This is a genomic window from Muriventricola aceti (genome assembly GCF_025567565.1).
Taxonomy (GTDB): Bacteria; Bacillota; Clostridia; order Oscillospirales; family Oscillospiraceae; genus Lawsonibacter; species Lawsonibacter aceti.
Genome location: NZ_JAOQKF010000007.1, coordinates 83,315 through 106,962, shown reverse-complemented (window position 1 = coordinate 106,962; position 23,648 = coordinate 83,315). Strand labels below are relative to the sequence as shown.

The window sequence follows — 23,648 nt, the reverse complement described above, 5'->3', positions numbered from 1 at the left end:
GCTCCTCCCCAGTCCACTAGATGCTGGTAGAGCCCCAGGCCGCTGAGGATCACCCCGGCGGTCACATAGGACACCAGGATCTTGGCGGGGGTAAGGGGAGTCTTATCAATCAAAAGCTGGCCGATAATACATAGGATGCCGCCGCAGAGGAAGGCGTTAAGATATTCCATGATTACGCACCTTTCAAACAAGATAGAGGTCCCAGGTATGGGCGTGATGCCCGAAGACAGCCGGCGGTCACGCCTGGGGGGATCGCTGAGTAGAAATGGCGATGGCGTGGCAGATGCCGGGTACGCTCTCCCCCTGGAACGCGGAGGTAGGAGAGTGGAGAGCGCCGGTGGGGCAGAAAAGAATGTTGTTCCATTTGCCCTCCCGCATTCCATTGAGCAGGTAGCCCGTCAGCACCGAGGCTGCGCAGCCGCAGCCGGAACCTCCGCAGTGGACATCCTGACTCTGCGGGTCGAAAATAAGCATCCCGCAGTCGGTGTGGTTGGACAGTTCCAGCCCGTCCTGCCGGAGCAACTCCAACAGTAGCTCGCTGCCCAGATTACCCAGGTCGCCTGTGACGATCAGGTCATAGTAGCTCGGCGCCCGGCCGGTGTCCTTTAGGTGGGTGGAGATGGTGTCATAGGCGGCCGGGGCCATGGCTGCCCCCATGTTGTTGGTGTCGGTGATGCCCTTGTCCACAATCTTGCCTACCGTCACATGGGTGATATAGGGGCCGGGGCCCTCCCGTGCCAGAATAGCAGCTCCGGCAGCGGTAGTGGTCCACTGGGCGGTGGGAGTTCGCTGGCCGCCGTACTCCAGAGGGGTGCGGTACTGGCGCTCGGCAGTGCAGAAGTGGGAGGAGACTACCACTCCGGCCCACTCCCCGAAGCCGCCATCCAAGGTCATAGAGGCCAGAGCCAGCCCCTCCCCCATGGTGGAGCACGCCCCATAGAGGCCGAAAAAGGGAATCTCCTGGCCGCGTGCGGCGAAGGAAGAACCGATGCACTGATTCAGCAGGTCGCCGGCAAAGAGCCAGTCTATATTAGAGGCAGGTTGGCCCGCCTTATTTAAGGCCAGAGCCAGGGCCTGCTTCTGCATGGCGCTCTCCGATTTCTCCCAGGTGGACTCGCCGAAGGTGTCGTCAGTCCCGATATAGTCGAAGGAGCTGGCCAGAGGGCCCTCACCCTCCTTCTTTCCTACCACGTTGGCGTGACCGGCGAAGGAAGGGGGACAGGCCAGGGTGACTGTCTGGCTGCCTGTTTTTTTTGTCGTCAAGGGAAACGCCTCCCAATAGAGAATGAAGATGACCATAGCTTGTCCGAAGGGGAGAGAAATATGCCCGAAGCATAAGGAAGAGGCGAATAAAAATTTCTTTTGCTTTCTTCTGTTCAAAAGGGCCAGATTCCTGTATAATGGGGGCTGCAAAGGAAAGAAAAGGAGAGAGGACCTATGCCCCAATTCGACCCACAAAAATATTCCTATCCTTCCCGCCGGAATGTAGTCTATGCCCGCCGCGCAATGGCCTGCACCTCTGTGCCTCTGGGGGCCCAGATCGGCCTGGATGTGATGAAGGCCGGAGGAAACGCTATGGACGCGGCTGTCGCCATGGCCGCAGCCATGCCCATCCTGGAGCCCACCGGAAACGGCCTGGGCTCAGACTGCTTTGCCCTGATTTGGGTAGAGAAGGAGAAGAAGCTGTACGGACTCAACGCCAGTGGCGTGGCTCCCATGGCGCTGGATGCGAAGATGGTGAGAGCCATGGGGCACAGTGAGATGCCCAAAACGGGCTGGCTGCCGACCATGGTGCCGGGGGCCCCCGCGGGCTGGGCGGCGATCAATAAAAAATTTGGCGCCAAGCCCCTGTCCGAACTGTTTGCTCCAGCCATCTCCTATGCCCGGGAGGGATATCCTGTCCCGGTCAATCTGGAGCCCCAGTGGGAGAAGGACTCCCAGCGTATTGCCGCTGCCCGGTCCAAGGAACCTGCGCCTCACTCCTATTGGTGGAATACCTTTATGAAGGAGGACGGCACCCACTACCGGGCCGGTGAACTGTTCCGCTGGGAGGAGTATGCCCAGACGATGGAGGAGCTGGCCGCCACAGACTGTGAAAGCTATTACCGTGGTCCTCTGATGGAGAAGATTGTGGCCTTCAGCCGAGAAACTGGGGGGTATTTCTGTGAGGATGACTTCAGAAATTACCAGCCCATGTGGGTGGAGCCCATCACCACAGACTATAAGGGCTATACCGTGTGCGAGATACCGCCCAACGGCCACGGCATCACAGTGCTGATGGCGCTGAATATCCTAAAGGGGCTGGAGCTGTCCCAGGAGAAGGACTGCGCCGACACCTACCACAAGATCCTGGAGTCCATCAAGCTGGCTTTCGCGGACACTAAGACTTATGTGGCGGACCCCCGGTACATGAAGACCAAGGTGGAGGATATGCTGTCCGAGGAGTACGCCGCCCAGCGCCGGGCCCTCATTTCTGACAGGGCGCTGATGCCGGAGGCGGGAGACCCCTCCTGCGGCGGGACCATCTACCTGTGTACTGCCGACCCAGAGGGCAACATGGTATCCTTTATCCAGAGCAACTATACCACCTTCGGCGCCGGCGTGGCCATCCCCGGCACTGGTATCTCCTTACAGAACCGGGGCGCCAACTTCTCCCTGGAGGAGAACAGCGACAACTGCCTGGCCGGAGGGAAGCGGTCCTATCACACCATCATCCCCGGCTTTATGATGAAGGACGGAGATGCTGTTGGCCCCTTCGGCGTCATGGGCGCCTTCATGCAGCCCCAGGGCCATGTGCTGGTGGCGGTGAACACCATCGACTATCATATGAATCCCCAGGAGGCGCTGGATGCCCCGAGAATTCAGTGGGTGGGCGGAAAGCATATCCAGTTGGAGCGGGAGGTTCCCGCCCACATCGGCAGAGAGCTGGCGGACATGGGCCATGAGGTGGAGGTTTTGAACACCAACATCACTATGGGCCGCGGGCAAATCATTTGGCGGACGGAGAACGGAATGCTAGTTGGCGGGACCGAGCCTCGGTGCGATGGCACTGTGGCGGCCTGGTAAGGGCAGGGGTGGAAGATATGCTGCTTGGCAAAGGACAAAAGGGGACGTCCCACTGCGTGTGTGTGGACTGTGAGGAGGACTGGCCCTACGAGTCAAAGCTCCAGCGGGTTATCGAGGCAGCCTTGGAGACGGAGGGGGTGGACGTGCCCTGCGCCGTCGATGTGCTTATCACAGATGACGCGGGCATCCATCAGGCCAATCTGGAAACGCGAGGGGTGGACCGGCCCACCGATGTGCTGTCCTTTCCCATGTTCGAGCTGTCTCCCGGAGAAAAGCCCAGAGCCGAGTGGGCGGACCCAGACACGGGCAAAGTCTTTTTGGGGGATATGGTGATCTCCCTGGAGCGGGCAAACGAGCAGGCCGAGGAGTACGGTCACTCCCTGGAGCGGGAGCTGTGCTATCTAACGGTACACTCGGTCCTCCATTTGCTGGGCTACGACCACCTGGACGAGGGCCCGATGAAGCGGCAGATGCGGGAAAGAGAAGAAAAAATTTTGACGGAGATGGGTCTTGACCGGACATAACACAGCGGAGCCAAGTCATAGGACTTGGCTCCGTCTGTTCTATTTGGGACAAAGACATTCGTCATAAAAATTCTGACAGGCTTTGTGGGACATACTGTGCCTGGGGTAGACAAAATAGAGGGGGCGCAGGATCTGCCAATCGGACAGATGCAGATAGGTCAGTGTACCACACGCCACCTCCTGGGCGGCCACCTGCTCATACATGAAGCTGACAGCATGAGTTGCTTTCAGCAGTTCCTTAATCATTCGGAAGCTGCCGCACTCCAGTACAGAGGAGAAGGATTGGGGAGAGCAGCCGGCTTGAAAGAGTCTGTTTTCCAGAATGGCGCGGGTGCCTGATCCGGGCTCACGCAAAATGAGAGGATAAGAAAACAGATCTGTCAGCCTGTGTTCTTTCTGTGAAAGAGGATGGCTGGCGGCAGCCACAGGTAAAAACCGGGCAGTATGAAAAATGTGGCTGCAGAAGTCATTGTCATAAAAGATCCCTTCGATGAGGGCACAGTCCAGCTCTCCCCGAACACAGGCGGACAGCATTTCTTCCGTATTGCCTACATGGAGCGCCAGGGGACGGAAGGACTGGGCCAGAAAGGGGGCCAAAAGAGGGGGAAGATAATAGTCGGCAATGGACAGGGTGGCACCGACCCGGAGAGTTTGGGCGCTTTGGTTGAGCTGCTCCAGCAGCCTGTGCTCGTTGGCTGCCTGAAAGGTGGCGTATCGATACATCAATTCTCCCGCTCGGGTGAGGGCGAGCTGATGGCCTGTGAAGTCGATGAGCTGGGCACCGTAGTGCTCTTCCAGCTTTCGGATGTGTTGAGAAACGGCGGGCTGGGTGATATGAAGGGCCTGGGCGGCCAGTGTATAGCTGCGCAGCTCCACTACAGTGAGAAAGGTCTGAAGTTTTTGGTCCAGCATATGTTCACGTCCATTAAAAATATTTATTATATATAATATAACATAATTTGATTTTATAATCAACCGGTGTTATGATGAATGTGACCAGAGGGAAATATTGCAAAAGGAAGTGGAGCTATGAAGGTGTTGAACCGGATAGGGGAGCTTATTCCCGGACTTTTACTGGCATTGGCTATCGCGGCTTGTGCCAAATTCATTGAGGGTCTACTGCCGATCCATCTCATTGGGGCGTCAGTCATTGCCCTGTTCATCGGTATGGGACTCAACCAGATCAGGAAGCCGAGCGATGGTGTGGCCAAGGGCCTGAAGTTCACATCCAAAAAAATTCTGAAATTCGCCATCATTCTCTTGGGAGCCTCGCTGTCCATCAAGGTAGTGCTCAATGTAGGCCGGCTGTCCCTGGTAGTCATGATGTTTACCCTGCTGACCTGCTTCGGCGGCGGATATTTTGTGGGGCGGGCACTTGGCCTGAACTGGAAGCTGTCTAACCTGATTTCTGCCGGGACGGGGATCTGCGGAGGCTCTGCGATTGCGGCCATCGCCCCGGTGATCGATGCGGAGGATAAGGATATTGCCTATGCCATGTCGGCCACTTTTCTATTTGACATGGTGATGATCGTCCTTTTTCCTATTATGGGGCAGGCCATGGGATTAAGCGATATGGCCTATGGACTATGGGCCGGGACGGCGGTGAACGACACCTCCAGCGTGGTGGCGGCAGGATACGCCTTTTCAGAGGGAGCCGGCGATTTTGCCACAATGGTGAAGCTGACTCGCACCTTGGCCATCATCCCCACTGTGCTGGTATTCAGCCTGATCGAGGTGCGGGAGAAACGGAAGGCCGGGATAGTGTCTCAGGGAGAAAAAGTGAAGATTACCTCTATCTTTCCCTGGTTCATCCTGTGCTTTTTGGGAATGGCAGCCATTAACAGCCTGGGAGTGTTTCCGCAGGAGCTGTCTTCTGGCTTAAAAGAGCTGAGCAAATTCCTAATGGTGGCAGCTCTGGCAGCCATCGGCTTAAATACTGATTTCCGGGAAATGCGTAAATCTGGCATTAACCCCATGATTCACGGATTTATTATCTCTGCCTTGGTGGTAGTAGTGGCAATCGCGGTCGAGTATTTTATGGGCATTGTGTAACACAGTCGGCAAACGACCCGCCAAATCGGCGGGCCGTTTGCTATTTTCCGTCAAATATGATAAAATAAAAAGCAGAAAAGGGAGAGGTGGCCTTTCTCTGACTTGAAAGATAATAATAAAAAATATTTGTAGACGGGAAATTGTTCACACCTGAGAAAGTGAGGATTATCTTATGCCGATTATCAAAAAATCCGGTATCATTACTCTGTGCGGCCGGCCCAACGTAGGCAAGTCCACATTGATAAACACCCTGGTGGGGGAGAAAGTAGCTATCGTTACCAACAAGCCCCAGACCACTCGGAACCGCATCTGCGGTATTCTGACACGGGGAGAGAGCCAGTTTGTCTTTGTGGATACGCCGGGTCTGCATAAAGCCCGTACTCGCTTGGGGGACTATATGGTGAATGTGGTCAGGGAGAGTGTGGCTGACGTAGATGCGGTGGCTCTGCTGGTGGAGCCCATCCCGAATATTGGGGAGCCGGAAGCACAGCTTATCGCCCGCGTCAAGACCCTGGGCTGTCCCGCCGTGTTGGTCATCAACAAGGCGGATACGCTGGAGCGGAAAGACAAGCTCCTTGAAGTGATACAGCTTTACAGCCAGGAACACGACTTTCAGGCCGTGGTTCCTATCTCCGCCAAGACCGGCGAGGGGGTGGAGGAGCTGCTGGGCGTGCTGGAGGGCTTCCTTCCCGATGGGCCCCAGCTCTTCCCGGAGGACATGACCTCCGACCAGCCGGAGCGGCAGATGATGGGGGAAATCTTACGGGAAAAGCTGCTTCTGTCCCTGGATAAGGAGATCCCTCATGGGACCGCGGTGGAGATTACCCGTTTCGTAGAGCGGGAGGACGAGGTCATTGAGGTAGAGGCCACCATCTACTGCGAAAAGAACAGCCATAAGGGTATCATCATCGGCAAGGGCGGTGCCATGCTGAAAAAGATATCCACCTTGGCCCGGCAAGATATGGAGCGATTTATGGGGACTAAGGTGTACCTCCAGACTTGGGTAAAGGTCAAGGAAAATTGGCGTGATAATCCCGCGGCAATTCAGAATTTTGGCTACCACCAGGATTGATTGCAGCTGACGCCAGCAATAAACAGAATTTCCCGGTCATACTTTCCATGAGAAAAGCCCAGTCTAATTGCGGAGAGATTTGTGGGAGGACTGGAGTATGAATGAGAACGGACTGTGGAGCTTATTTTGGGAAACCGGTCTGCCAGAAGCCTATCTGATGCTCGCGGCCCTGGACCGGGAGGGACCGGCACTGCCGGCCAGGCCGTCGTTTCGGCCTCAGCCCAAGGGGGCGGACCGGGCATAGTCCTGAGGCTGTGCCCCGGTACATAGGAGATACGCTATGCATATGACCACTAAGGCTCTGGTCCTCCGTCAGGTGGACTATAAGGAGTCGGATAAGATCCTGACGCTCTTTACCCAGGAGCAGGGGAAACTCACTGCCTCCGCCCGGGGCTGCCGAAAAAAGGGGAGCGCCCTGGCCGCGCCATGCCAGCTATTGGCCTGGTCAGAAATGGTGTTATACGACTACCAGGGGCGCTGGACCGTGAAGGAGGCGTCCACGGAACGGCTGTTCCAGGGGGTGAGGGATGACCTGGAGCGGCTGGCTTTGGGCTGCTATTTCGCCGAGGTGGCGGAGCTGTTGGCAGTGGAAGGGGTCGCCAGCTCTGAGCTGCTCTCATTGATATTGAACAGCCTGCACGCACTGGATAAAATGAAAGAGAAACCCCTGGCGTTGGTTAAGGCGGCCTTTGAACTGAAGGCCATGTGCTTGTCTGGATACGAGCCGCTGCTGGACGGCTGTGCCGTCTGCGGCAGGACCCCGCCGGAGGAGCCGCGCTTCCATCTGCGAGAGGGCGTGGTCCACTGTGCTGCCTGCCGGGGAGAGATGGGGGAGGGCATCTCCATGCCTCTCAACCTCCACGCGCTGCGGGCTATGGAGCATATCGCCTATGGAGATCCAAAGCGGCTCTTCTCCTTTTCGATAGGCGGGGAAGGGCTGACCAAGCTGGCGGATCTGACAGAGGCATATCTCCATACCCAACTGGAGCGGGGCTTTCAGACACTGGATTTTTACAAAGGGATACAGACCGGAGGGATATGATTCAAAAAAAGCCCGCTGTGGAGTTCCACAGCGGGCTTTTTCCGCAATATTCATTACTGCTGGGCCTCGACCTGGCCAAATGTGTGGCCGTTATAGGTCAGACAATTCTTGCACATCCGGTGAGGCAGCCGGAACGCCCCGCACTTGGGGCAGGTCACGATACCGGGAGTTTCCAGCTTCCAGTGGGAGCTGCGCCGCTTATCGCGCCGGGCCTTGGACACTTTTCTCTTAGGAACCGCCATGGGTGACACCTCCTTCGGTTTACGTGCCGTGCGGCACTTCGACTACTCACTCAGTTTCGCCATCCAACAGCTGCGCAAGGGCCGCCAGTCTTGGATCTACTTCAGGTCTGCACCCGCAGGGACCGAGATTCAGGTCAGCCCCGCATTTGGCACACAGCCCTTTGCAGTCGTCTGAGCAAAGGTTTTTGGTATCCATCTCGAGTACGAAAGCCTCCGTCACCACCTGGTCCAGATCCAACTCAGTTCCATCCAAAAGGATGATCTCGTCGTTCTCCTCATCCTCCAGGGCCTGGGCAACCAGACTGTCCAGCCGGACCACCTTTTCACGGGAAAATTCCTTCCCGCAGCGGTCACAGACCAGATCCAACAGGGAACTGACCGTCCCCTCCAGCACAAGAGCGCCCGCGTGGTTGGTCACGCTGCCCTGGGCTAGAACGGGGCGGGTGATGGGTTTCCTCCCATAAAATTCCAGACCGGACAGGTCTGCCTGGAACTGGAAGGTCTTGCGGGCGTCTGGCTTATGAATGATATCTTTCAGATCCAGACGCATGGCTTCCTCCTGGGTTTGACCCTAAACTCGCATAATGGTACGGAAAGTATTATAGAGAAAAGTTCCCAACTTGTCAAATCTTTTTTTCTGATTGACAAATATAATTTTTTATGGTCCAATTTTGGGAAGATAGGGCACTTTTTACAGCCTTTGTAGGAGAGAGCCGCCATGAAAGAATTTACCATTGGAAAAAATGACGCAGGTCAGCGGCTGGACCGCTGGCTGGCCAAGACGATCCCCCTGCTGCCTGCCCCGCTGGCCCAGAAGTATATCCGCCTCAAGCGGGTAAAGGTCAACGGAAAGGGCTCCAAGCGGGACATCCGGCTGAATGTGGGAGATGTGCTCCAGTTATATATCAACGACGAGTTCTTTGACCGCCCCACCCCGGAAAACGCTTTTTTGTCCCTGTACCAGCCGAAGCTGAATATCCTGTATGAGGATGAGCATATCCTGCTGCTGGACAAGCGGCCCGGCCTGGTGGTCCATCCGGATGAGAACGAGCGAGTCAATACCCTGCTTACCCATATCCAGGCTTACTTATATCAGAAGAAGGAGTGGTCTCCCTATTGGGAGAATTCCTTTGCGCCAGCCCTGTGCAACCGTATCGACCGGAACACGGGGGGCATAGTCATTGCGGCTAAGACGGCGGAGGGACTCCGGGTGATGAACCAGAAGATCAAGGACCGGGAGTTAAGCAAATACTACCTGTGTGTAGTCCAGGGCAGGATGGCGCCCAAGGAGGGGAAACTGGAAGGCTATCTCTTTAAGGACGAGGTCAAAAAGCAGGTCTATGTCCGCGACCGGCCGGGGCCGGGGGCCAAAACTGCCGTTACCTTATATAAGACGCTTGCGGTGAAAAATGGCCTGTCCCTGGTGGAGTGCGACCTGATCACCGGGCGGACCCATCAGATCCGTGCCCAATTCGCCCATGCCGGACACCCCCTCATCGGGGACGGCAAGTACGGCAGTGAGCGGGAGAATCGAAAGTATGGCCGCCATGGGCAGGCCCTGTACTCCTATAAGCTCGCCTTCCACTTCACCACCGATGCCGGACCTCTGGAGCACCTGAATGGCCGGACCTTTCAGGTGGAGGACGTGGACTTTGTCCGGGAGTATTTTGGAGCTTGGCCAGAGGCCGGGAGAGAGCCGTCCTCCCGGTGAATAGGCTGGAAAAGAGTCGGGGCAGCCTCGGCTCTTTTTTATTGAATATATTATTGACAAACAATAATTTTTTTGATATCTTATATTAAAATTATTGTTAAACAATAATTGAAGGGCGGAATAGATATGAAGAAAAAACTGTGGATGCTAACAGGGGGAGCCATTCTGGGGCTGCTGGCGGCTCTGGCCGGAGGGCTGTTGTCCGCCAAAGCCGGGTGGAGCACGATGAATGACCCTCTCCTATCAGTAGGGCGGGGTCTAAGGGTGCTGTCCCTGTCTGGCTTTGGGGGCGACCTGCTGGCCTGGTTGGTAGTCCTGCTGGTCAGCGGGGCGCCCTTGCTGCTCCTGATTCGGATAGGGAAGAAGGGCAGAGGGATGGAGGATCTCCTTCTTGGCTTGATGGCCCCTGTGATCTTCTGCTGGCTCTTTTATTTGGCCAATCCGACCCAGCTGGGGGAGACTGCGGCCCAGATCTTCCCCTTAGCCGGAGGGTGTACGGTGCTGTCTATGGGGGCGGCGTGGCTGGTTTTGAAGCTGCTCCGGGGCCTGGATGGGGCGCCCACCCAGCGCCTGGCTGCCGCCTTTGGGGCACTGCTCTCCGGCTGTGCCCTGCTGTGTGCCTTTTCCGTGGCCTACGGAGGGGCCGCCGGGGTAGCTGCCCAGTGGGCCTGGGTGGTGGAAGGCAACACGAACCCTGGAGGGCTGACGCTGCCGGTTCTGATTGTTCTGGGGGTGCTGAACGCCGCCCCCGGCCTGCTGGTAGCTGTAACTATGGTTTGGGGCTCCGAGCTGGCCTCCGTCCTGGGGGGCGGCACCTTTGACCAGGCGGGGGCGGAGCTGTGCGGCCGTGTTGCTCTGGCCTGCAAGACGGCGGCGCAAGCTACTGTGACGCTGACTGTCTTTGCCAACCTGCTCCAACTGGCCCTGGTAGGGGAGCTGCTTTCCGCCAGCTTCTCCATCACCCTCCCGCTGTTCTCACTGGCGGCCTCCGCCGGGCTGTTTCTCCTGTGCCGCTGCCTTCAGCGGGGGGCGGTCCTCCAGGAGGACAACGACTCCATCATTTGAGGGAAAGCCATGGCGATCAGAGTATATTTGAGCGACGTGCTGAAGGAGCGGGGCATGACCTCTAAGGAGCTATGTGCCAAGGTGGGAATTACCGAGGCTAACCTGTCTATCTTGCGCTCCGGGAAGGCCAGCGGTGTGCGCTTCCACACCATCAATAGGATATGCTACTATCTGGACTGTCAGGTGGGGGACATTCTCCACTTTGACGGACGATTGGAGGACAAAGATGAAGAAACTGTGGACTAAGGGGAAGACAGGGGCGGCGGCCGTCCTGCTGGCCTGCTTTCTGGCGGCTCTAGCCGCCAGCACTTCTGGCAGCCGACTGGCCCGGCCAGAGAGGGAGGACCCCGGAGCGGACCAGTTTATCGGTTTTCACATGGTATTGGAGAAGATGCCGAAGGAGGGGGAGGAGATCCCGGTGGACCAGAGTCACTGGGTGGAGTACGGCACAGAGGAAATGAAAACAGAGGACTTCGGCACCCTGTCCTTTCCCAAAAAGATTTTAATTGGACGGTTTACCGACGATCCTCACGGACAGGACTATGAATTTCCAGGTCTGCCTGGCCTGAACTGCTTTTTGGCCGAGGAGGAGCTGGAAGAAGGCGGTACTCAATATGCCGGTACCAGCGGCCTGGCGGGCGCTCATATTAAAGTGGGCGATGAGGAGGAGTCCATCAGCGGAACGGTCTACTTTGGACCGCCTTTGGATGACAGAAACTGGAATACAAACGAGTTTGACTACTGCTGGACTGCCTATCAGGTGTACCAGATGGAGGATGGCACGGTCTATCTGGACGGCAGTGGAAACAGCTACGGCGGTATGGGGGGATTTACCACTAAGGTCACAGACACCCAAACCAAGACCGCCGATGGGGAGGAGGAAATATTCTCTTTTACGGCGGAAGTAACGATGGAATCTGTGGAGCGGGTGACAGAGCTGGAGGTCCGCTGGTACGGAGAGGAGGAGCTGCTGGACCGCAGGACGCTGACCATGGAGGAAGTGGGAGAGGGGCTGTCCCTGGAGCGGCCCCAGGGGGCGGTCTGGGCCCTTGTGACCCAGAGGGACCGGACTGGAGACACAGAGCGGTCTGTCTACACTCTGGGGACGGAAGCGGGCGCTTCCCACCAGCTGGTCCAGCTGGATGAGCGGGGGATGGGCCGCGTGGTTTATCTGAATTTGGATTAGGATCGGCGGGAGAGGGAAAGGACCCTCTCCCGCTGTCCTGTTTGGGTCCAAAACCGGTCTGGACATGCTGCGGGGGAGCGGAGGGGAAAAGTCAGAAAAAATTTTAGGGAAAATCATTGACATTTGGGGTATGACCGGATATAGTGTATCTCGCTATCCGTGAAAACCCGGCCCCCCGGATGTCCACAGCGGGCGGACGCCGAACCGGGTGAATAAATCGAGGGAGCTGACAAGTTTTTATCAGACTAAAGGGGGATAAGCGAGATGTCCAAGGAGCTGATCCGTCTGTCCAACTGCACCATGTCCTTTGACGGCGAAGTGGTGCTGGATGGAATCAATTTGTATATCAACGACAAGGAATTCCTCACACTGCTGGGTCCCAGCGGGTGCGGCAAGACCACCACACTCAGAATCATTGGTGGTTTTCAGACGCCCACCTCTGGCGATGTTTTTTTTGACGGTGTGAGGATTAATGCTGTTCCGCCCCATAAACGGGCGGTGAACACGGTATTCCAGAAGTATGCCCTGTTTCCCCACCTGAACGTATATGAGAACGTGGCCTTTGGCCTGCGTATCCCGAAGGCGGATGATAAGGGGAAAAAAGTCAAGCTGCCGGAAAAGGAGATCCACCAGCGTGTCATGGAGATGCTGGAGGTGGTCAACCTGAAGGGCTTTGAAAAGCGGCACATCAGCCAGCTGTCCGGCGGCCAGCAGCAGCGGGTGGCCATTGCGCGGGCCCTGGTGAACCGGCCCAAGGTGCTTCTGCTGGACGAGCCCTTGGGCGCCCTGGACCTGAAGCTGCGCAAGGATATGCAGAATGAGCTCAAGCGCATCCAGCAGGCTATGGAGATCACCTTTATTTATGTTACCCACGACCAGGAGGAGGCCTTGGCCATGTCCGACACTGTAGTGGTCATGGACGGCGGCAAGATCCAGCAAATCGGCACTCCTGAGGACATCTATAATGAGCCGAAAAATGCCTTTGTGGCCGACTTTATCGGTGAGTCCAATATCATCGACGGCATCATGCGAGAGGACGGAGTGGTGGAGATCTTCAACCGGCGGTTCCAGTGCCTGGACGGAGGCTTTGAGAAGGACGAGGCGGTGGATGTGGTCATCCGGCCCGAGGACGTGGATATCGTCCCCGAGGACCAGGGCCAGCTGAGGGGCACGGTCACCAACGTGACCTTCAAGGGGATGCAGTACGACATCATCGTAGACTTCTATGGCTTCAAGTGGCTGATCCAGACTACCGACCTGTCCCCCGTGGGCAGCCGCATCGGCATCAAGATTGATCCCGATGGCATCCACGTTATGAAGAAGAGCCAATACTCCGGGATGTTTGGCGACTACTCCTCCTACTCCGAGGAGTACGAGGAGATCGGCGACGCCTCCCTGGAACCGGACGAGGCGGATGGGGAGGACGGAGATGAAAAGGAATAAGCTGCTTTCCCTGTTTGCCGCCCCCTATGTGCTGTGGATGGCGGTATTCACCATTGTCCCCATCTTTATGGTGGTGTTCTACGCCTTTACCACGGCGAACAGCGCCGAATTGATCGCGGCGGGCAACTGGAGAGAGGCGTTTACCCTGGATAATTTTGCCCGGATGGGTACCTACGCGGTGGTTTTTACCCGCTCCTTCAAGCTGGCCATCATCGCCACGGCTATCTGCGTCCTCATCGGCTATCCCTTGGCCTACTTCATGGCCAAGGAGGGCCCCGGCTTTCAGAAGATGGCCATGGTCATCATTATGCTGCCCATGTGGATGAACTTCCTCCTGAGGACCTACGCCTGGATGTCCATTCTGGACAACAGCGGCATTCTGAACCAGTTTTTCCAGGCGGTGGGCATCATAGATCTGGGCAATTTATTGAATGGCTGGCTCAATGATGTCTGCGCGGCCATCAACACGGCGGTGCTGCCGGCCCTGAAAGATCTGCCGGGGATCGGGGAACTGCTGCCAGCCGATTTCCTGCTGGATGCAGCCCGGCCGACCAATATGAAGTTTTTTAAGCTGCTCAACACCCAGGGCGCTGTGGTGCTTGGCATGGTTTACAACTACCTGCCCTTTATGATCCTGCCCATCTATTCGGTGCTGCTTAAGCTGGACAACTCTCTGCTGGAGGCAGCCAGGGACTTGGGGGCCAGCTCTGCCCGGGTATTCCGGAAGATTACCCTGCCCCTGTCCCTGCCCGGTGTGCTGTCCGGCATTACTATGGTGTTTGTTCCGGCCGTTTCCACCTTTGCAATCTCCAAAATGCTGGGCGGCGGCACCCAGATCATGCTGGGTGACCTGATCGAGATGCAGTTTCTGGGCAACGCCTACAACCCGAGGCTGGGCTCGGCTATCTCCCTGGTAATGATGGTCATTGTGGTCACCTGTATGTGGATTATGAATCGCTTTGGAGAGGGCGAAGAACAGGCGGTGACGCTATGAGAAAAAATGGTATCGCTTCCCGTGCCTTTATGGTCATGGTGTTTCTGTTCCTGTATGCCCCTATCTTTCTGCTTATCATCTTCTCCTTTAACGAGGGAAATAGTAACGCGGTCTGGCAGGGCTTTTCTCTAAAGTGGTATCAGGAGCTGTTCAAGGACCGGATCATTATGCAGAGCGTATATACCACGCTGACGGTATCCCTGATCGCCACAGTGGTATCTACTGTTGTGGGCACCTTTGCCTCCATCGGTTTTTACAATATGCGCCGGCGTTGGCGGGAGCCCCTGGTGACGGTTAACAACATTCCGATGATCAACGCCGACATCGTCACCGGTGTGGCGCTGTGTCTGTTCTTTGTGGCTGCCTTTGGCGCCTGGAACGGCTTTGTGGAATGGATGGAAACGACCCATCGGCTTACCGCGCCCAGGCTGTATATGGGCTTTGGCTCCTTACTGATCGCCCATATCTGCTTTGATATCCCACATGTGGTGCTGTGCATCATGCCCAAGCTGAGGCAGATGGACGGCCACCTCATCGACGCGGCCCAGGACCTGGGCTGCACCTGGATGCAGGCGTTCTGGAAGGTCGTGGTGCCCGAAATCAAGCCGGGCATTGTGTCCGGCGCGCTCATCGCCTTCACCATGAGCGTGGATGACTTCGTCATCTCCTACTTTACTGCCGGCTCCTCAGTGTCCACCTTGGCCATGACTATTTACGGCATGACTAAGAAGCGGATTACCCCTAAGATCAACGCCATTTCCACCCTGCTCTTTGCTACGGTGCTGCTCCTGCTCATTATCAACAATGTGAGGGAAGCCCGATTGGAGAAGGCCAGAAAGCAAAGACGATAATCACCCTATTTTGTTCTCAGGGCCTGCCGGCCTGGAGATATATTCTTAAAAATTACTGGAGGAATGGTAAATTGAAAAAAATCGCAGCCTTGACCCTCGCCATGACCATGGCGCTGGGCCTGTTCCTGTCCGGATGCGCCATGGAGGACAATGGAGGGGATACCGCGGGGAGCGGCAGTACCGGCAGCGCGGGCAACAACAGCAGCGGCACCAACACCGGAAAGCGGGTAGTCAATGTGTGCAGCTGGGGTGAGTATATCGACACAAGCCTGATCGATGAATTTGAGGAGAAGACCGGCATCGAGGTCAACTACCAGACCGCCGAGAGCAACGAGGCGCTGTATTCTACCCTGGCCCTGGGCGGAGCGAACTATGATGTTATCGTCCCCTCTGACTATATGATCTCTCAGCTGATTGAGGAGGGGATGCTCCAGGAGCTGGACTACAGCAAGATCCCCAACTTTGAGAAGATCGACCCACGATTCCGGAATCTGTCCTATGATCCAGAGAACCTGTATACCGTACCGTACACCTGGGGTACTTTGGGCATCATCTATAACACCACTATGGTAGACGAGCCCATTACCAGTTGGAGCTCTATGTTCGATGAGAAGTACGCCGACAATGTGGTGATGATCCGCAACTCCCGTGACGCCCTGGGCATTGCGCTGTACTATCTGGGCTACTCCGTCAATACCACTGATGAGAGTGAGATCCGTGAGGCCTATCAGCTGCTGGCTGATGCCAACGCCAAGGGCGTCTATCAGGCATTCTATATGGACGAGATCTTCCAGGCCATGGAGCGGGGCAACGCCGCTATCACCGCCTATTACGCCGGCGACTACCTGACCATGCGGGAGAACAACCCTGATTTGGCCTATGTGGTGCCTGAGGAGGGTTCCAACTGGTTCGTGGACGCCATGTGCATTCTGAAAAACGCTCAGAATGTGGACGAGGCCCATGAATGGATCAATTTTATTGCCTCCACCGAGGCCAACCTGGCCAACATGGACTATATCTGGTATGCCTCTCCCAACAGCGAGGCGCTGGAGCAGTACCCCGCTTGGTACGAGGAGCAGTACGGCGAGCCTCTGGATATGGAGCTGTATGAGATTATGGCCGCTCCCCAGGAGGTGTTGGACCGGTGCGAAGCCTATCTGGTCACCCCGCCCGATATCCGCAATCTGTACAACGAGCTCTGGACTCAACTGGGTATTAACTGAAACAGGCCCGCTATCTCTGAAAAGAGATAGCGGGCTTTTTATGTGGCCGGTAAAAACCTTAAGAGGGGATGGAGGACTCAATTAAGATCAGGGGGGAGACCGTCGTTGGATACCGATAGCTAGAGAAGAGATACCTCTGGCAGTGAAAAAGAATCGGGAGTATACTATTGATATTCACTTCTTGACTACGGTGCGGGATAAGGATATCTGTTATAGGAGAAAAAAATTGCTTCCGCAACCGCCGGTTGCGGAAGTTTCAACCATAGTTGATAGTATGTAACTAGGAATGGCGGTATAGTGCTTATAGGGAGGGAAAGAAGATGTTGTCTGAAAGGATCTATCAGTTCAGGCGGAACAGCGGGCTTTCTCAGGAACAGCTGGCGGAGAAAATAGGCGTTTCAAGACAGGCTATCTCCAAATGGGAGAGTGGAATATCAACGCCTGAATTAGAAAAACTGTTAGCATTGAGCGAGTGCTTTGACATTACTATCGACGAACTTGTGAAAGACGAGGCATTTACTCAAGGGACAAATGAAGTGCCACAGGAACTAGAAAAAACCAAAGATCCAAAAGCAATCGAAATGAAAGTGGGCATAGGGCTTTGCTTGGTGGGTGCTATCTGTCTGATTCTGTTCGGAGCTATGATGGTTTTGAGTCCAAGCGCAGCGGAACAGCTTAATGCTGCTTCAACAGTTACTTTGAGCGGATCTGGTATACTTATCATTCTCTGCGTGCTTTCGATGGTTATAGGATTAGCACTAATATTGCGAAAAAAATGAATTGGGGGGCAGGCATATGAAAAAGTTGAGTTATTTGTTCACGGCGCTCGCGATTGTACTATCTGACATAATGTGTTTCGTGGTTGCCTATCATTACCGTGATATGCTTTGCGGTATTGAGCACTCCTGCTACAGCGCGCCGGCCAGCGTTGCCTTTCTGTATGCCGTTCCGTTTAGCGTTGGGATCATCATATGTACGGTTGTGGCATATACGCTTCATAAAAAATAATATAAAGAGGCCCCTCCCTGGAGGGAAGGGCCTCAAATTGGACTGACAAAGACTTATGCCTTTTTCTTGATGGGATGGCGGATCACTGTTTTCCACCGTTCAGGCGCCACTTTTCTCGCGTCGGACAGATAGATCTCGTGATGCAGGCGGTCGGCTGTGAGATCTGTCACATATCCATGTTTTTCTAAATATTCCTCCATCAGAGCCACGGTCTTGGGCTCCTCGTCAAATGGGCCAAGATGCATGATCTGGACGCACAGACCCTCATGGATCGTCAGGAATTCGGCCGATGAGCAGTCTATCCGCTTCTTCTTCTCAGCAGTTTGGACTGCCCAGCCAAAGTGTTCTCTGGTCACAAAATCCGGCAGACGAATGACGGAGATCCAGTGAAAGTCCTCTTTACGCCCATAGCCCGCCCCGGCTGTACCGCCCTGCCACCAGAACCCTTCCAGTGGGGGAACGACATACTCAAAAAAGCCCTCAATCTTATAATCGCTCTTGTAGCTCATTTTTAACGTGTACGCAACGGCATATAGGATACTGATCGCCCGCTGGTACGCGCCGCCCTCTGCATTGGGATCTCCCTCGCCTCTCACTGCGATGTAGTTGGTGGACGGGACCTCTACGATCTCCGGCCTGTCCTTTGGCATATAAAATTCTTTGAATTCTTTTTTGAAATCAAAGGCCATATAGTTGTCCTCCTTATGCCACTGGTGTGTGCCCCGGTCAGTGGGGCTTCAATGATGGGATATTTGTAACTATACAATATTTTTAGGCTCTCTTCAAGGTGGGGAACAGGATCAGAGAACGGCTGCCGCGATACCCATGGATATCCAGGACACCTTGCTGGAATGTACCATAGGCCTGTTCATGGAAGGTTCATGAATTATTTGCAGTTCTGTGAAAAATTCCCTGGGTGTACATGGTATCCTAAGATTAGGTCAAGGGTGGATACCCGCTGACCCATTCTTTGAAATGACGGACAATGGGCCGTCTGGGCCGATGACGCCCCACTGCGCCGGCCCCCGGACTTCTCTATCAGGCAGAACGCCAGGAGAAGGACCGGCCCGCTCACTGCTGCCCCTCAGCCGGCCTCGGGGCGGCAGACCAAAAATACCCCGCCCGCGGGTTTGATATACAGGAAAGACGCCCCCTGGTTATCCAGGGGGCGTCTTTAGTCAGTAGGGGCGTGGAAGAGAAGACGGTAGTAATCTGTATCCAGAATGGAGGCGGAATAGGCCACCCGATTTTGTACCTCATTGACCAGGGGGACCAGGGCCTCCAAATCGGTTTCGCTGCCGTCCCAGCGGGTGAACAAGTCGTCGGAGGAGTTGTAGTAGCCCCGCTCGTTGATAAAGCTGTAATCGGCGAAAATCACCAGCTCCGGGCTGTCGGACAAAATGTCCGACCCCATGAGCAATCTGGAGTCATATTCCAAATCAAAGAGGTTAGATAGGGTTGGCATCACGTCCAGGCTGGAGCAGTATTTGTCCACATAGACCGGCTCCTCCAGGTCGGCGCTCCACAGGATCAAAGTATTTTCATAGATCTCAAATATTGGGTCCACCGGGTGGCCCAACAACTCGCTGTACTCCTCGTCAGTGAGGCCGTAGGGGTAGTGGTCGGCGGACAGGACAATGACCGTATCCTCCAGTTTGCCCGCCGCCTCCAACTGCTCTACCAGGCTCTCCACAGCCAGCTCCAGCTCGATTTGGCTGGCAAGATAGCACTTGACCGGGTCGCTGTACGGCAGGTCCTTGACCTCGTCCCAGTGGCGGGCAGACATGATATTCTCCTCCAGCGTATAATTCAGGTGGCCGCTGACTGTCAGGCAGTAGACCATGAACTGGTCCTCATCCACAAACATGGGGACAATGGTATCCATCATCATCTCGTCAGAAGGGGGAAAAATCCGCCCAGCAGCCAGATCGTCGGCAGGAATCACATCCTCCGCCCGTAACCCCTGATCGATGGCATAGTACTCATAGCCCATATTGGAGTGGGATAGATTCCGGTCGTAGTAGTCGTAGAGGTAGTCGTGGAAGGCCATGGTCCGGTAGCCTTCCTTGCGGAATTGGGTACCCAGCGCGAAGGGCATATAGTTGTCCGAGGATTGGGAGTAGCTCCAAACACCCGACTTGGGGATCAGACTGGTAGTGGTAACATACTCACCGTCCGAGGTGGATACTCCCCACAAGGGGGTATAGAAGTTCTCAAATACAAAGCCCTGGTGGGACAGCTTCCACAGAGTGGGGGTGCGCTGGGGATCCATGGCCAGGGTGGAAAAGCCCTCTGCCACGATCCAGACCAGATTTTTACCCTTAAAATAGCCGGTCCACTGGTTTTTAGCCGTGGGTTCCCGCTGGGAGAACCACTGATGCATCGCCAGCATATCTGCATCCGTTTCCTGCCGGATGAGAGTGTCAAAGGGGAGGTCCATCACATGGTCGCCGCTGCGGTTTGGCGTGGAACCGTTCACTTCTGTGCCATCAGGCTCCTGGGAGATATCCGGGTCGGCAGGTTGGTCTGGGTCGATGCCAAAGAGGACCCGGCGGATCTCCAACTGTGTCTGGGTCATCATGCCGAAATATTGCGTTTCCAGAGCCGGGACAGCGGCCTGGGTGTAGATATACCGCAGGGACATGGCGCCGCCGCTGCACAGCAGCACGATGCACATGGTGGCCAACTGGATAGCGGCGGCCATGACCGCCCATCGTCTCCTCTGGCCCCGGACCAGAGGAGGATGGTCTGGGACTAGCCGCTGGCGAAAGAGGAAGGACAGAATCACCGGAATGGCCATCATCAGCACAGGGAACCAGTTGACTAATACCTCCATGGTGGCCATATCGCCAAAGGCCCCGGCGACCATCGCCATCTTGGTGAGAGAGAAGATGGTCAGAAAGGTCTTGAACAGGTGATAGTAGATGGCCTGGGCCCCGATCCACAGGGAGAGGAGCAGCGTGAGCAGAGGTAACAGGACCCGGCCCTGGCGGGGGGGCAGGCCGCCGCACAAGAGTCCCAAGAGGAGGGCCACAGGCAGAGTGAACAGTAGGGTGAACAGCATTCCAACAGGGGACAGGGAGTAAAAGCAGTACAGCTTCAAGAATAATTCTTCATAGTAGATGACCGCGGCGAAGAACAGGGAAGGGAGGGCAAGCCTCCGCCACCGCTCTGGGATAGGAAGGCCCCGAAGCGGAACAGATCCGTTCATGATTAAGATCCTCCGGCTAAGAAATGTATTTTTATTCTAGTCCATTCCCGTTAGGCTGTCAATGCAGGGAAGGCGGAGAGAAAAAATTTAAGATTTTATGCCCTGATAAAAAACCGCTCAAAAATTGTACAATATGAATAAAATATGGAGAGAAATAAGGCGCTTTTTGACCTGAAGATAGCAAATACTACTTGCAAATTTTTCTACAATCTGATATGATAGCGATGATATTAATAGATTGTTCATAATTCCCGCAGGTTTACACCAGGGAGCCTCTGTGTTCAACAGGGCGATCACACAAAACAGCCGTCCTTTGTAAGTCTGGCTGTTTTACTATGTCTGTGGGCGGGAGCTGGAAAGCGAGGATACCTTGTCCCGAATGAGTCAACTGGCGCTGGACCGCTTGAAACGGGCCTATGCCGCCTATTACGATATTGAGGATATAGAAGACGGTACTCCGCTCAAGGCGCTGTGCGCCTATCATATGCGGGATAGCCAGTATGTTCTGGTCAAAAAAGCGGAGCTGTGGGCGGCGGAAAACCATGAGTATCTCTATCTCTGTGCGGTGGACCACCTGGATGAGGGGGCTGTGGACCAGATCTTTCAGCGGGTGCTGGAGGACGGAGAGCCCCGTGTGCACCCCCATATACAGCATATGTATACCTATCTGACGGCGGTGACGCTATATGACAGCGCCGAGCCCCAAGCCCTGGCCAAGCTGAGGAAGCTGAAGAAGCGCCGGGAATATAAGCTATCGCTCCATGGATGGATGGAGTTTAGAATAGCCGCCGTGGACCTGTCCACGGGCGAAATCACTGTCAACCGCGCGGGAAGAGCGATACAAAAAGATCTGAAGCGGCTGACAGGGAGTATCATCTCTGCATATCATTTAGGAGAGGAGAAAACGCAATGAATGCAATGTTAGTTGTTATCGTTGGCATCGCTATTTTGATCGTAGGCTACATCTTCTACGGCGGCTGGCTTGCCAAACAGTGGGGTGTTGACGACTCCAAGGTCACCCCAGCTCATGAGCTGGAGGACGGCATGGACTACGTCCCTGCCAAGGCCCCTGTCCTGATGGGACACCACTTTTCCTCCATCGCCGGCGCCGGCCCCATCAACGGCCCCATCCAGGCCGCTGTCTTTGGCTGGGTTCCTGTGGTGCTGTGGGTTCTGATCGGAGGTATCTTCTTCGGCGCTGTCCATGACTATGGCGCCCTGTTCGCCTCCATCCGCCACAAGGGTCAGTCCCTGGGCGAAGTGGTGGCACTGAACATCGGTGAGCGGGCTAAAAAGTTGTTTCTGACCTTCTCTTACCTGACCCTGGTGCTCGTGGTGGCCGCCTTTGCCTCCATCGTGGCCAGCACTTTCCAGGCCACCTATGTAGACGGTGTGGTGGATGTGGCCGCTTCCGGGACGAATGCCTCTGTGGCTATGATTTCCCTGCTGTTCATTATTATGGCTATTCTTTTTGGCTTTTTCGTCTACCGTCGGGGCGCTTCTCTGTCCGTAGCTACCATCGTGGGCGTCATCGGTATCGTGATCTGCCTGGCCATCGGTCTGAAGTGGCACCCTATCTACCTGTCCAACACCGCTTGGATGTGGATTATCGGTGTGTACATTCTGATCGCCTCCGTGGCCCCCGTGTGGATTCTGCTCCAGCCTCGTGACTATCTGTCCTCCTTCCTGCTGTACGCCATGATGGTCATCGCGGCCGTGGGCGTGATCGGCGCCGGCCTCACCGGCGCGGACGCCGCTCATATGGATATGCCCGCCTTCACCGGCGCGTATGACACCATCGCCCCGACCGGGACCTCTCTGGGCTATGTCTTCCCAGCTCTGTTCGTTACCATCGCCTGCGGCGCCATCTCCGGCTTCCACTCCCTGGTGGGCTCCGGCACCACCGCTAAACAGCTGGACCACGAGCGGGACGCCAAGCCCATCGCCTACGGCGGTATGCTCATCGAGTGCGCCCTGGCTCTGATCTCCCTGTCCGCCGTGTCCTTCATCTGGAACGAGTACGCCTCCGGCGAGATCGTAACTCCCACACAGGTATTCGCTACCGGCATCTCCCGCATGGTCGCCTCCATCCCCGGCCTGGCTGGCGCCCAGAGTACCATCAGTTCCCTGCTGGTCCTGACCGTGTCCGTGTTCTGCCTGACCTCTCTGGACACCGCCACCCGTCTGGCACGGTACATGTTCCAGGAGTTCTGGCTGGAGCCCGGCCAGACCTATAAGGATGCCACCGGCTTCAAGGCCATCCTGTGCAACCCCTTCGTGGCCACTGTCATCACCGTGGTGCTGGGCGTTGGCCTGGGCATGACTGGCTACTCCAAGATCTGGCCCCTGTTCGGCGCAGCCAACCAGCTGCTGGCCGCTCTGGCCCTGCTGACTGTGTGTGCCTGGCTGGGCAACATCGGCCGCAACAACAAGATGTTCTATATCCCCATGGCCTTCATGCTGGTGGTCACTCTGACTTCTTTGGTCCAGACTATCACCACCCAGGCTGGTAAGATCATGGCCGCTGGCGGTATGCCTCTGGACAAGGCCGGCAATTTCGACTGGGCTCCTTATGCTCAGTCTATCTTGGGTGCTGCCCTGTTTGTGCTGGCCATCGTACTGGCTGTGGAGGGCTGCAAGACCATCTTCGGCAAGAAGAAGGCCGCCTGATTTTTCCATCCGAACGACAAAAGCGGACCCGGTACGCCGGGCCCGCTTTTTGTTGCAGTGCCGGACCAACTGTGTTATGATTAAGATAATCTGGAAAAGGTGAGTCAGCGGCCGGTGAGGGAGCGCAGCGCTCGGTTACTGTGTTCCTGCTGGTCCTGACAGCGGCCTATGGAGATTTCCTACATGTGGATGCCACAGGAGGTTTCACCTGTTTCCTCTGGGGCCGACGATTTTTGTGCTGTGATATTTGTGTGGAAATTATCGATAGTCCGGGGAGCGCCCAGGTGG

General features: G+C 55.7%; 24 protein-coding genes. 17 read left to right on the top strand and 7 right to left on the bottom strand.

Annotated features, from left to right (window positions below; translation table 11 throughout):
- Positions 1-170 (bottom strand): SpoVA/SpoVAEb family sporulation membrane protein (locus tag OCV64_RS16200; protein ID WP_394803829.1); only part of this gene is annotated, 170 nt, incomplete at its 3' end.
- A 67-nt stretch (positions 171-237) separates the two neighbouring features.
- Positions 238-1,263, bottom strand: a complete 1,026-nt coding sequence (spoVAD, locus tag OCV64_RS09155; protein ID WP_147572123.1) for a stage V sporulation protein AD — start codon at positions 1,261-1,263, stop codon at positions 238-240.
- Positions 1,264-1,437: 174 nt separating this feature from the next.
- Between spoVAD and OCV64_RS09150 the strand changes: the two genes are divergently transcribed.
- Positions 1,438-3,066, top strand: coding sequence for a gamma-glutamyltransferase family protein (locus OCV64_RS09150; RefSeq protein ID WP_262669850.1), 1,629 nt, complete (start codon positions 1,438-1,440; stop codon positions 3,064-3,066).
- A gap of 17 nt (positions 3,067-3,083) precedes the next feature.
- On the top strand, positions 3,084-3,590 hold the full coding sequence (gene ybeY / locus OCV64_RS09145) for an rRNA maturation RNase YbeY (RefSeq protein ID WP_186852075.1): 507 nt from the start codon (positions 3,084-3,086) through the stop codon (positions 3,588-3,590).
- 39 nt (positions 3,591-3,629) lie between these two features.
- On the opposite strand, the gene OCV64_RS09140 is transcribed toward ybeY, so the two are convergent.
- Positions 3,630-4,502 (bottom strand): LysR family transcriptional regulator, encoded by an 873-nt coding sequence (locus OCV64_RS09140; RefSeq protein WP_240287331.1) that lies wholly within the window; start codon positions 4,500-4,502, stop codon positions 3,630-3,632.
- A gap of 117 nt (positions 4,503-4,619) precedes the next feature.
- Here OCV64_RS09140 and OCV64_RS09135 point away from each other — a divergent pair, with 117 nt between their 5' ends.
- The 4 genes from OCV64_RS09135 to recO all read left to right on the top strand — a co-directional run bounded on the left by OCV64_RS09135 (position 4,620) and on the right by recO (position 7,756).
- Positions 4,620-5,642: a YeiH family protein gene (locus OCV64_RS09135; RefSeq protein WP_186852077.1), complete on the top strand. Its 1,023-nt coding sequence runs from the start codon at positions 4,620-4,622 to the stop codon at positions 5,640-5,642.
- A 172-nt stretch (positions 5,643-5,814) separates the two neighbouring features.
- A complete protein-coding gene (gene era / locus OCV64_RS09130) occupies positions 5,815-6,714 on the top strand; it encodes a GTPase Era (protein ID WP_262669849.1) in 900 nt (299 codons plus the stop codon).
- 97 nt (positions 6,715-6,811) lie between these two features.
- Positions 6,812-6,958 (top strand): hypothetical protein, encoded by a 147-nt coding sequence (locus OCV64_RS09125; RefSeq protein WP_262669847.1) that lies wholly within the window; start codon positions 6,812-6,814, stop codon positions 6,956-6,958.
- Between the two features lie 36 nt (positions 6,959-6,994).
- A complete protein-coding gene (recO, locus tag OCV64_RS09120) occupies positions 6,995-7,756 on the top strand; it encodes a DNA repair protein RecO (protein WP_186852080.1) in 762 nt (253 codons plus the stop codon).
- A 53-nt stretch (positions 7,757-7,809) separates the two neighbouring features.
- On the opposite strand, the gene rpmF is transcribed toward recO, so the two are convergent.
- Together rpmF and OCV64_RS09110 are read right to left on the bottom strand one after the other, a co-directional pair.
- Complete coding sequence (rpmF, locus tag OCV64_RS09115; protein ID WP_147572136.1) at positions 7,810-7,998, bottom strand: 50S ribosomal protein L32; 189 nt, start codon at positions 7,996-7,998, stop codon at positions 7,810-7,812.
- Positions 7,999-8,044: 46 nt separating this feature from the next.
- Positions 8,045-8,548, bottom strand: coding sequence for a YceD family protein (locus OCV64_RS09110; RefSeq protein WP_147572137.1), 504 nt, complete (start codon positions 8,546-8,548; stop codon positions 8,045-8,047).
- A 168-nt stretch (positions 8,549-8,716) separates the two neighbouring features.
- On the opposite strand from OCV64_RS09110, the gene OCV64_RS09105 reads away from it, so the two are divergent.
- The 9 genes from OCV64_RS09105 to OCV64_RS09065 all read left to right on the top strand — a co-directional run bounded on the left by OCV64_RS09105 (position 8,717) and on the right by OCV64_RS09065 (position 17,250).
- Complete coding sequence (locus OCV64_RS09105; protein ID WP_262669846.1) at positions 8,717-9,709, top strand: RluA family pseudouridine synthase; 993 nt, start codon at positions 8,717-8,719, stop codon at positions 9,707-9,709.
- 126 nt (positions 9,710-9,835) lie between these two features.
- Positions 9,836-10,774 carry a hypothetical protein gene (locus OCV64_RS09100; RefSeq protein WP_262669845.1) on the top strand — a complete coding sequence of 313 codons (939 nt, stop codon included), beginning with the start codon at positions 9,836-9,838 and terminating at the stop codon, positions 10,772-10,774.
- Positions 10,775-10,783: 9 nt separating this feature from the next.
- A complete protein-coding gene (locus OCV64_RS09095; protein ID WP_186852082.1) occupies positions 10,784-11,020 on the top strand; it encodes a helix-turn-helix domain-containing protein in 237 nt (78 codons plus the stop codon).
- Positions 11,001-11,960: a hypothetical protein gene (locus OCV64_RS09090; RefSeq protein ID WP_240287339.1), complete on the top strand. Its 960-nt coding sequence runs from the start codon at positions 11,001-11,003 to the stop codon at positions 11,958-11,960. The genes OCV64_RS09095 and OCV64_RS09090 overlap by 20 nt, the downstream gene beginning before the upstream one ends.
- Before the next feature lie 264 nt (positions 11,961-12,224).
- Positions 12,225-13,403, top strand: a complete 1,179-nt coding sequence (locus tag OCV64_RS09085; protein ID WP_147572142.1) for an ABC transporter ATP-binding protein — start codon at positions 12,225-12,227, stop codon at positions 13,401-13,403.
- The gene (locus tag OCV64_RS09080; RefSeq protein ID WP_262669844.1) at positions 13,390-14,397 is read left to right on the top strand and encodes an ABC transporter permease; all 1,008 of its coding nucleotides are present in this window, start codon (positions 13,390-13,392) and stop codon (positions 14,395-14,397) included. The genes OCV64_RS09085 and OCV64_RS09080 overlap by 14 nt, the downstream gene beginning before the upstream one ends.
- Complete coding sequence (locus OCV64_RS09075; protein ID WP_147572143.1) at positions 14,394-15,248, top strand: ABC transporter permease; 855 nt, start codon at positions 14,394-14,396, stop codon at positions 15,246-15,248. Before OCV64_RS09080 ends, OCV64_RS09075 begins: the two co-directional genes overlap by 4 nt.
- 71 nt (positions 15,249-15,319) lie before the next feature.
- Positions 15,320-16,471 carry an ABC transporter substrate-binding protein gene (locus tag OCV64_RS09070; RefSeq protein WP_243200896.1) on the top strand — a complete coding sequence of 384 codons (1,152 nt, stop codon included), beginning with the start codon at positions 15,320-15,322 and terminating at the stop codon, positions 16,469-16,471.
- A gap of 320 nt (positions 16,472-16,791) precedes the next feature.
- Positions 16,792-17,250 carry a helix-turn-helix domain-containing protein gene (locus OCV64_RS09065; RefSeq protein WP_147572144.1) on the top strand — a complete coding sequence of 153 codons (459 nt, stop codon included), beginning with the start codon at positions 16,792-16,794 and terminating at the stop codon, positions 17,248-17,250.
- Positions 17,251-17,532: 282 nt separating this feature from the next.
- Here the strand turns inward: OCV64_RS09065 and OCV64_RS09060 are convergent, their stop codons facing one another.
- Entirely contained in the window at positions 17,533-18,168 is a 636-nt protein-coding gene (locus OCV64_RS09060; protein WP_147572145.1) for a GyrI-like domain-containing protein, read from the bottom strand.
- Positions 18,169-18,653: 485 nt separating this feature from the next.
- Positions 18,654-20,690 (bottom strand): LTA synthase family protein, encoded by a 2,037-nt coding sequence (locus tag OCV64_RS09055; RefSeq protein WP_240287352.1) that lies wholly within the window; start codon positions 20,688-20,690, stop codon positions 18,654-18,656.
- Positions 20,691-21,069: 379 nt separating this feature from the next.
- Here OCV64_RS09055 and OCV64_RS09050 point away from each other — a divergent pair, with 379 nt between their 5' ends.
- Positions 21,070-21,603 carry a hypothetical protein gene (locus OCV64_RS09050; RefSeq protein ID WP_186852085.1) on the top strand — a complete coding sequence of 178 codons (534 nt, stop codon included), beginning with the start codon at positions 21,070-21,072 and terminating at the stop codon, positions 21,601-21,603.
- Positions 21,600-23,360, top strand: coding sequence for a carbon starvation CstA family protein (locus tag OCV64_RS09045; protein ID WP_147572148.1), 1,761 nt, complete (start codon positions 21,600-21,602; stop codon positions 23,358-23,360). The genes OCV64_RS09050 and OCV64_RS09045 overlap by 4 nt, the downstream gene beginning before the upstream one ends.
- The last annotated feature ends 288 nt before the right edge of the window (positions 23,361-23,648 follow it).

What these genes read in the sequence shown, in the direction of transcription:
- OCV64_RS09150 (WP_262669850.1), top strand. Translation starts at nt 1,438, where the DNA reads ATGCCCCAATTCGACCCACAAAAATATTCCTATCCTTCCCGCCGGAAT.
- ybeY (WP_186852075.1), top strand. Translation starts at nt 3,084, where the DNA reads ATGCTGCTTGGCAAAGGACAAAAGGGGACGTCCCACTGCGTGTGTGTG.
- OCV64_RS09140 (WP_240287331.1), bottom strand. Translation starts at nt 4,502, where the DNA reads ATGCTGGACCAAAAACTTCAGACCTTTCTCACTGTAGTGGAGCTGCGC.
- OCV64_RS09135 (WP_186852077.1), top strand. Translation starts at nt 4,620, where the DNA reads ATGAAGGTGTTGAACCGGATAGGGGAGCTTATTCCCGGACTTTTACTG.
- era (WP_262669849.1), top strand. Translation starts at nt 5,815, where the DNA reads ATGCCGATTATCAAAAAATCCGGTATCATTACTCTGTGCGGCCGGCCC.
- OCV64_RS09125 (WP_262669847.1), top strand. Translation starts at nt 6,812, where the DNA reads ATGAATGAGAACGGACTGTGGAGCTTATTTTGGGAAACCGGTCTGCCA.
- recO (WP_186852080.1), top strand. Translation starts at nt 6,995, where the DNA reads ATGCATATGACCACTAAGGCTCTGGTCCTCCGTCAGGTGGACTATAAG.
- rpmF (WP_147572136.1), bottom strand. Translation starts at nt 7,998, where the DNA reads ATGGCGGTTCCTAAGAGAAAAGTGTCCAAGGCCCGGCGCGATAAGCGG.
- OCV64_RS09110 (WP_147572137.1), bottom strand. Translation starts at nt 8,548, where the DNA reads ATGCGTCTGGATCTGAAAGATATCATTCATAAGCCAGACGCCCGCAAG.
- OCV64_RS09105 (WP_262669846.1), top strand. Translation starts at nt 8,717, where the DNA reads ATGAAAGAATTTACCATTGGAAAAAATGACGCAGGTCAGCGGCTGGAC.
- OCV64_RS09100 (WP_262669845.1), top strand. Translation starts at nt 9,836, where the DNA reads ATGAAGAAAAAACTGTGGATGCTAACAGGGGGAGCCATTCTGGGGCTG.
- OCV64_RS09095 (WP_186852082.1), top strand. Translation starts at nt 10,784, where the DNA reads ATGGCGATCAGAGTATATTTGAGCGACGTGCTGAAGGAGCGGGGCATG.
- OCV64_RS09090 (WP_240287339.1), top strand. Translation starts at nt 11,001, where the DNA reads ATGAAGAAACTGTGGACTAAGGGGAAGACAGGGGCGGCGGCCGTCCTG.
- OCV64_RS09085 (WP_147572142.1), top strand. Translation starts at nt 12,225, where the DNA reads ATGTCCAAGGAGCTGATCCGTCTGTCCAACTGCACCATGTCCTTTGAC.
- OCV64_RS09080 (WP_262669844.1), top strand. Translation starts at nt 13,390, where the DNA reads ATGAAAAGGAATAAGCTGCTTTCCCTGTTTGCCGCCCCCTATGTGCTG.
- OCV64_RS09075 (WP_147572143.1), top strand. Translation starts at nt 14,394, where the DNA reads ATGAGAAAAAATGGTATCGCTTCCCGTGCCTTTATGGTCATGGTGTTT.
- OCV64_RS09065 (WP_147572144.1), top strand. Translation starts at nt 16,792, where the DNA reads ATGTTGTCTGAAAGGATCTATCAGTTCAGGCGGAACAGCGGGCTTTCT.
- OCV64_RS09060 (WP_147572145.1), bottom strand. Translation starts at nt 18,168, where the DNA reads ATGGCCTTTGATTTCAAAAAAGAATTCAAAGAATTTTATATGCCAAAG.
- OCV64_RS09055 (WP_240287352.1), bottom strand. Translation starts at nt 20,690, where the DNA reads ATGAACGGATCTGTTCCGCTTCGGGGCCTTCCTATCCCAGAGCGGTGG.
- OCV64_RS09050 (WP_186852085.1), top strand. Translation starts at nt 21,070, where the DNA reads ATGAGTCAACTGGCGCTGGACCGCTTGAAACGGGCCTATGCCGCCTAT.
- OCV64_RS09045 (WP_147572148.1), top strand. Translation starts at nt 21,600, where the DNA reads ATGAATGCAATGTTAGTTGTTATCGTTGGCATCGCTATTTTGATCGTA.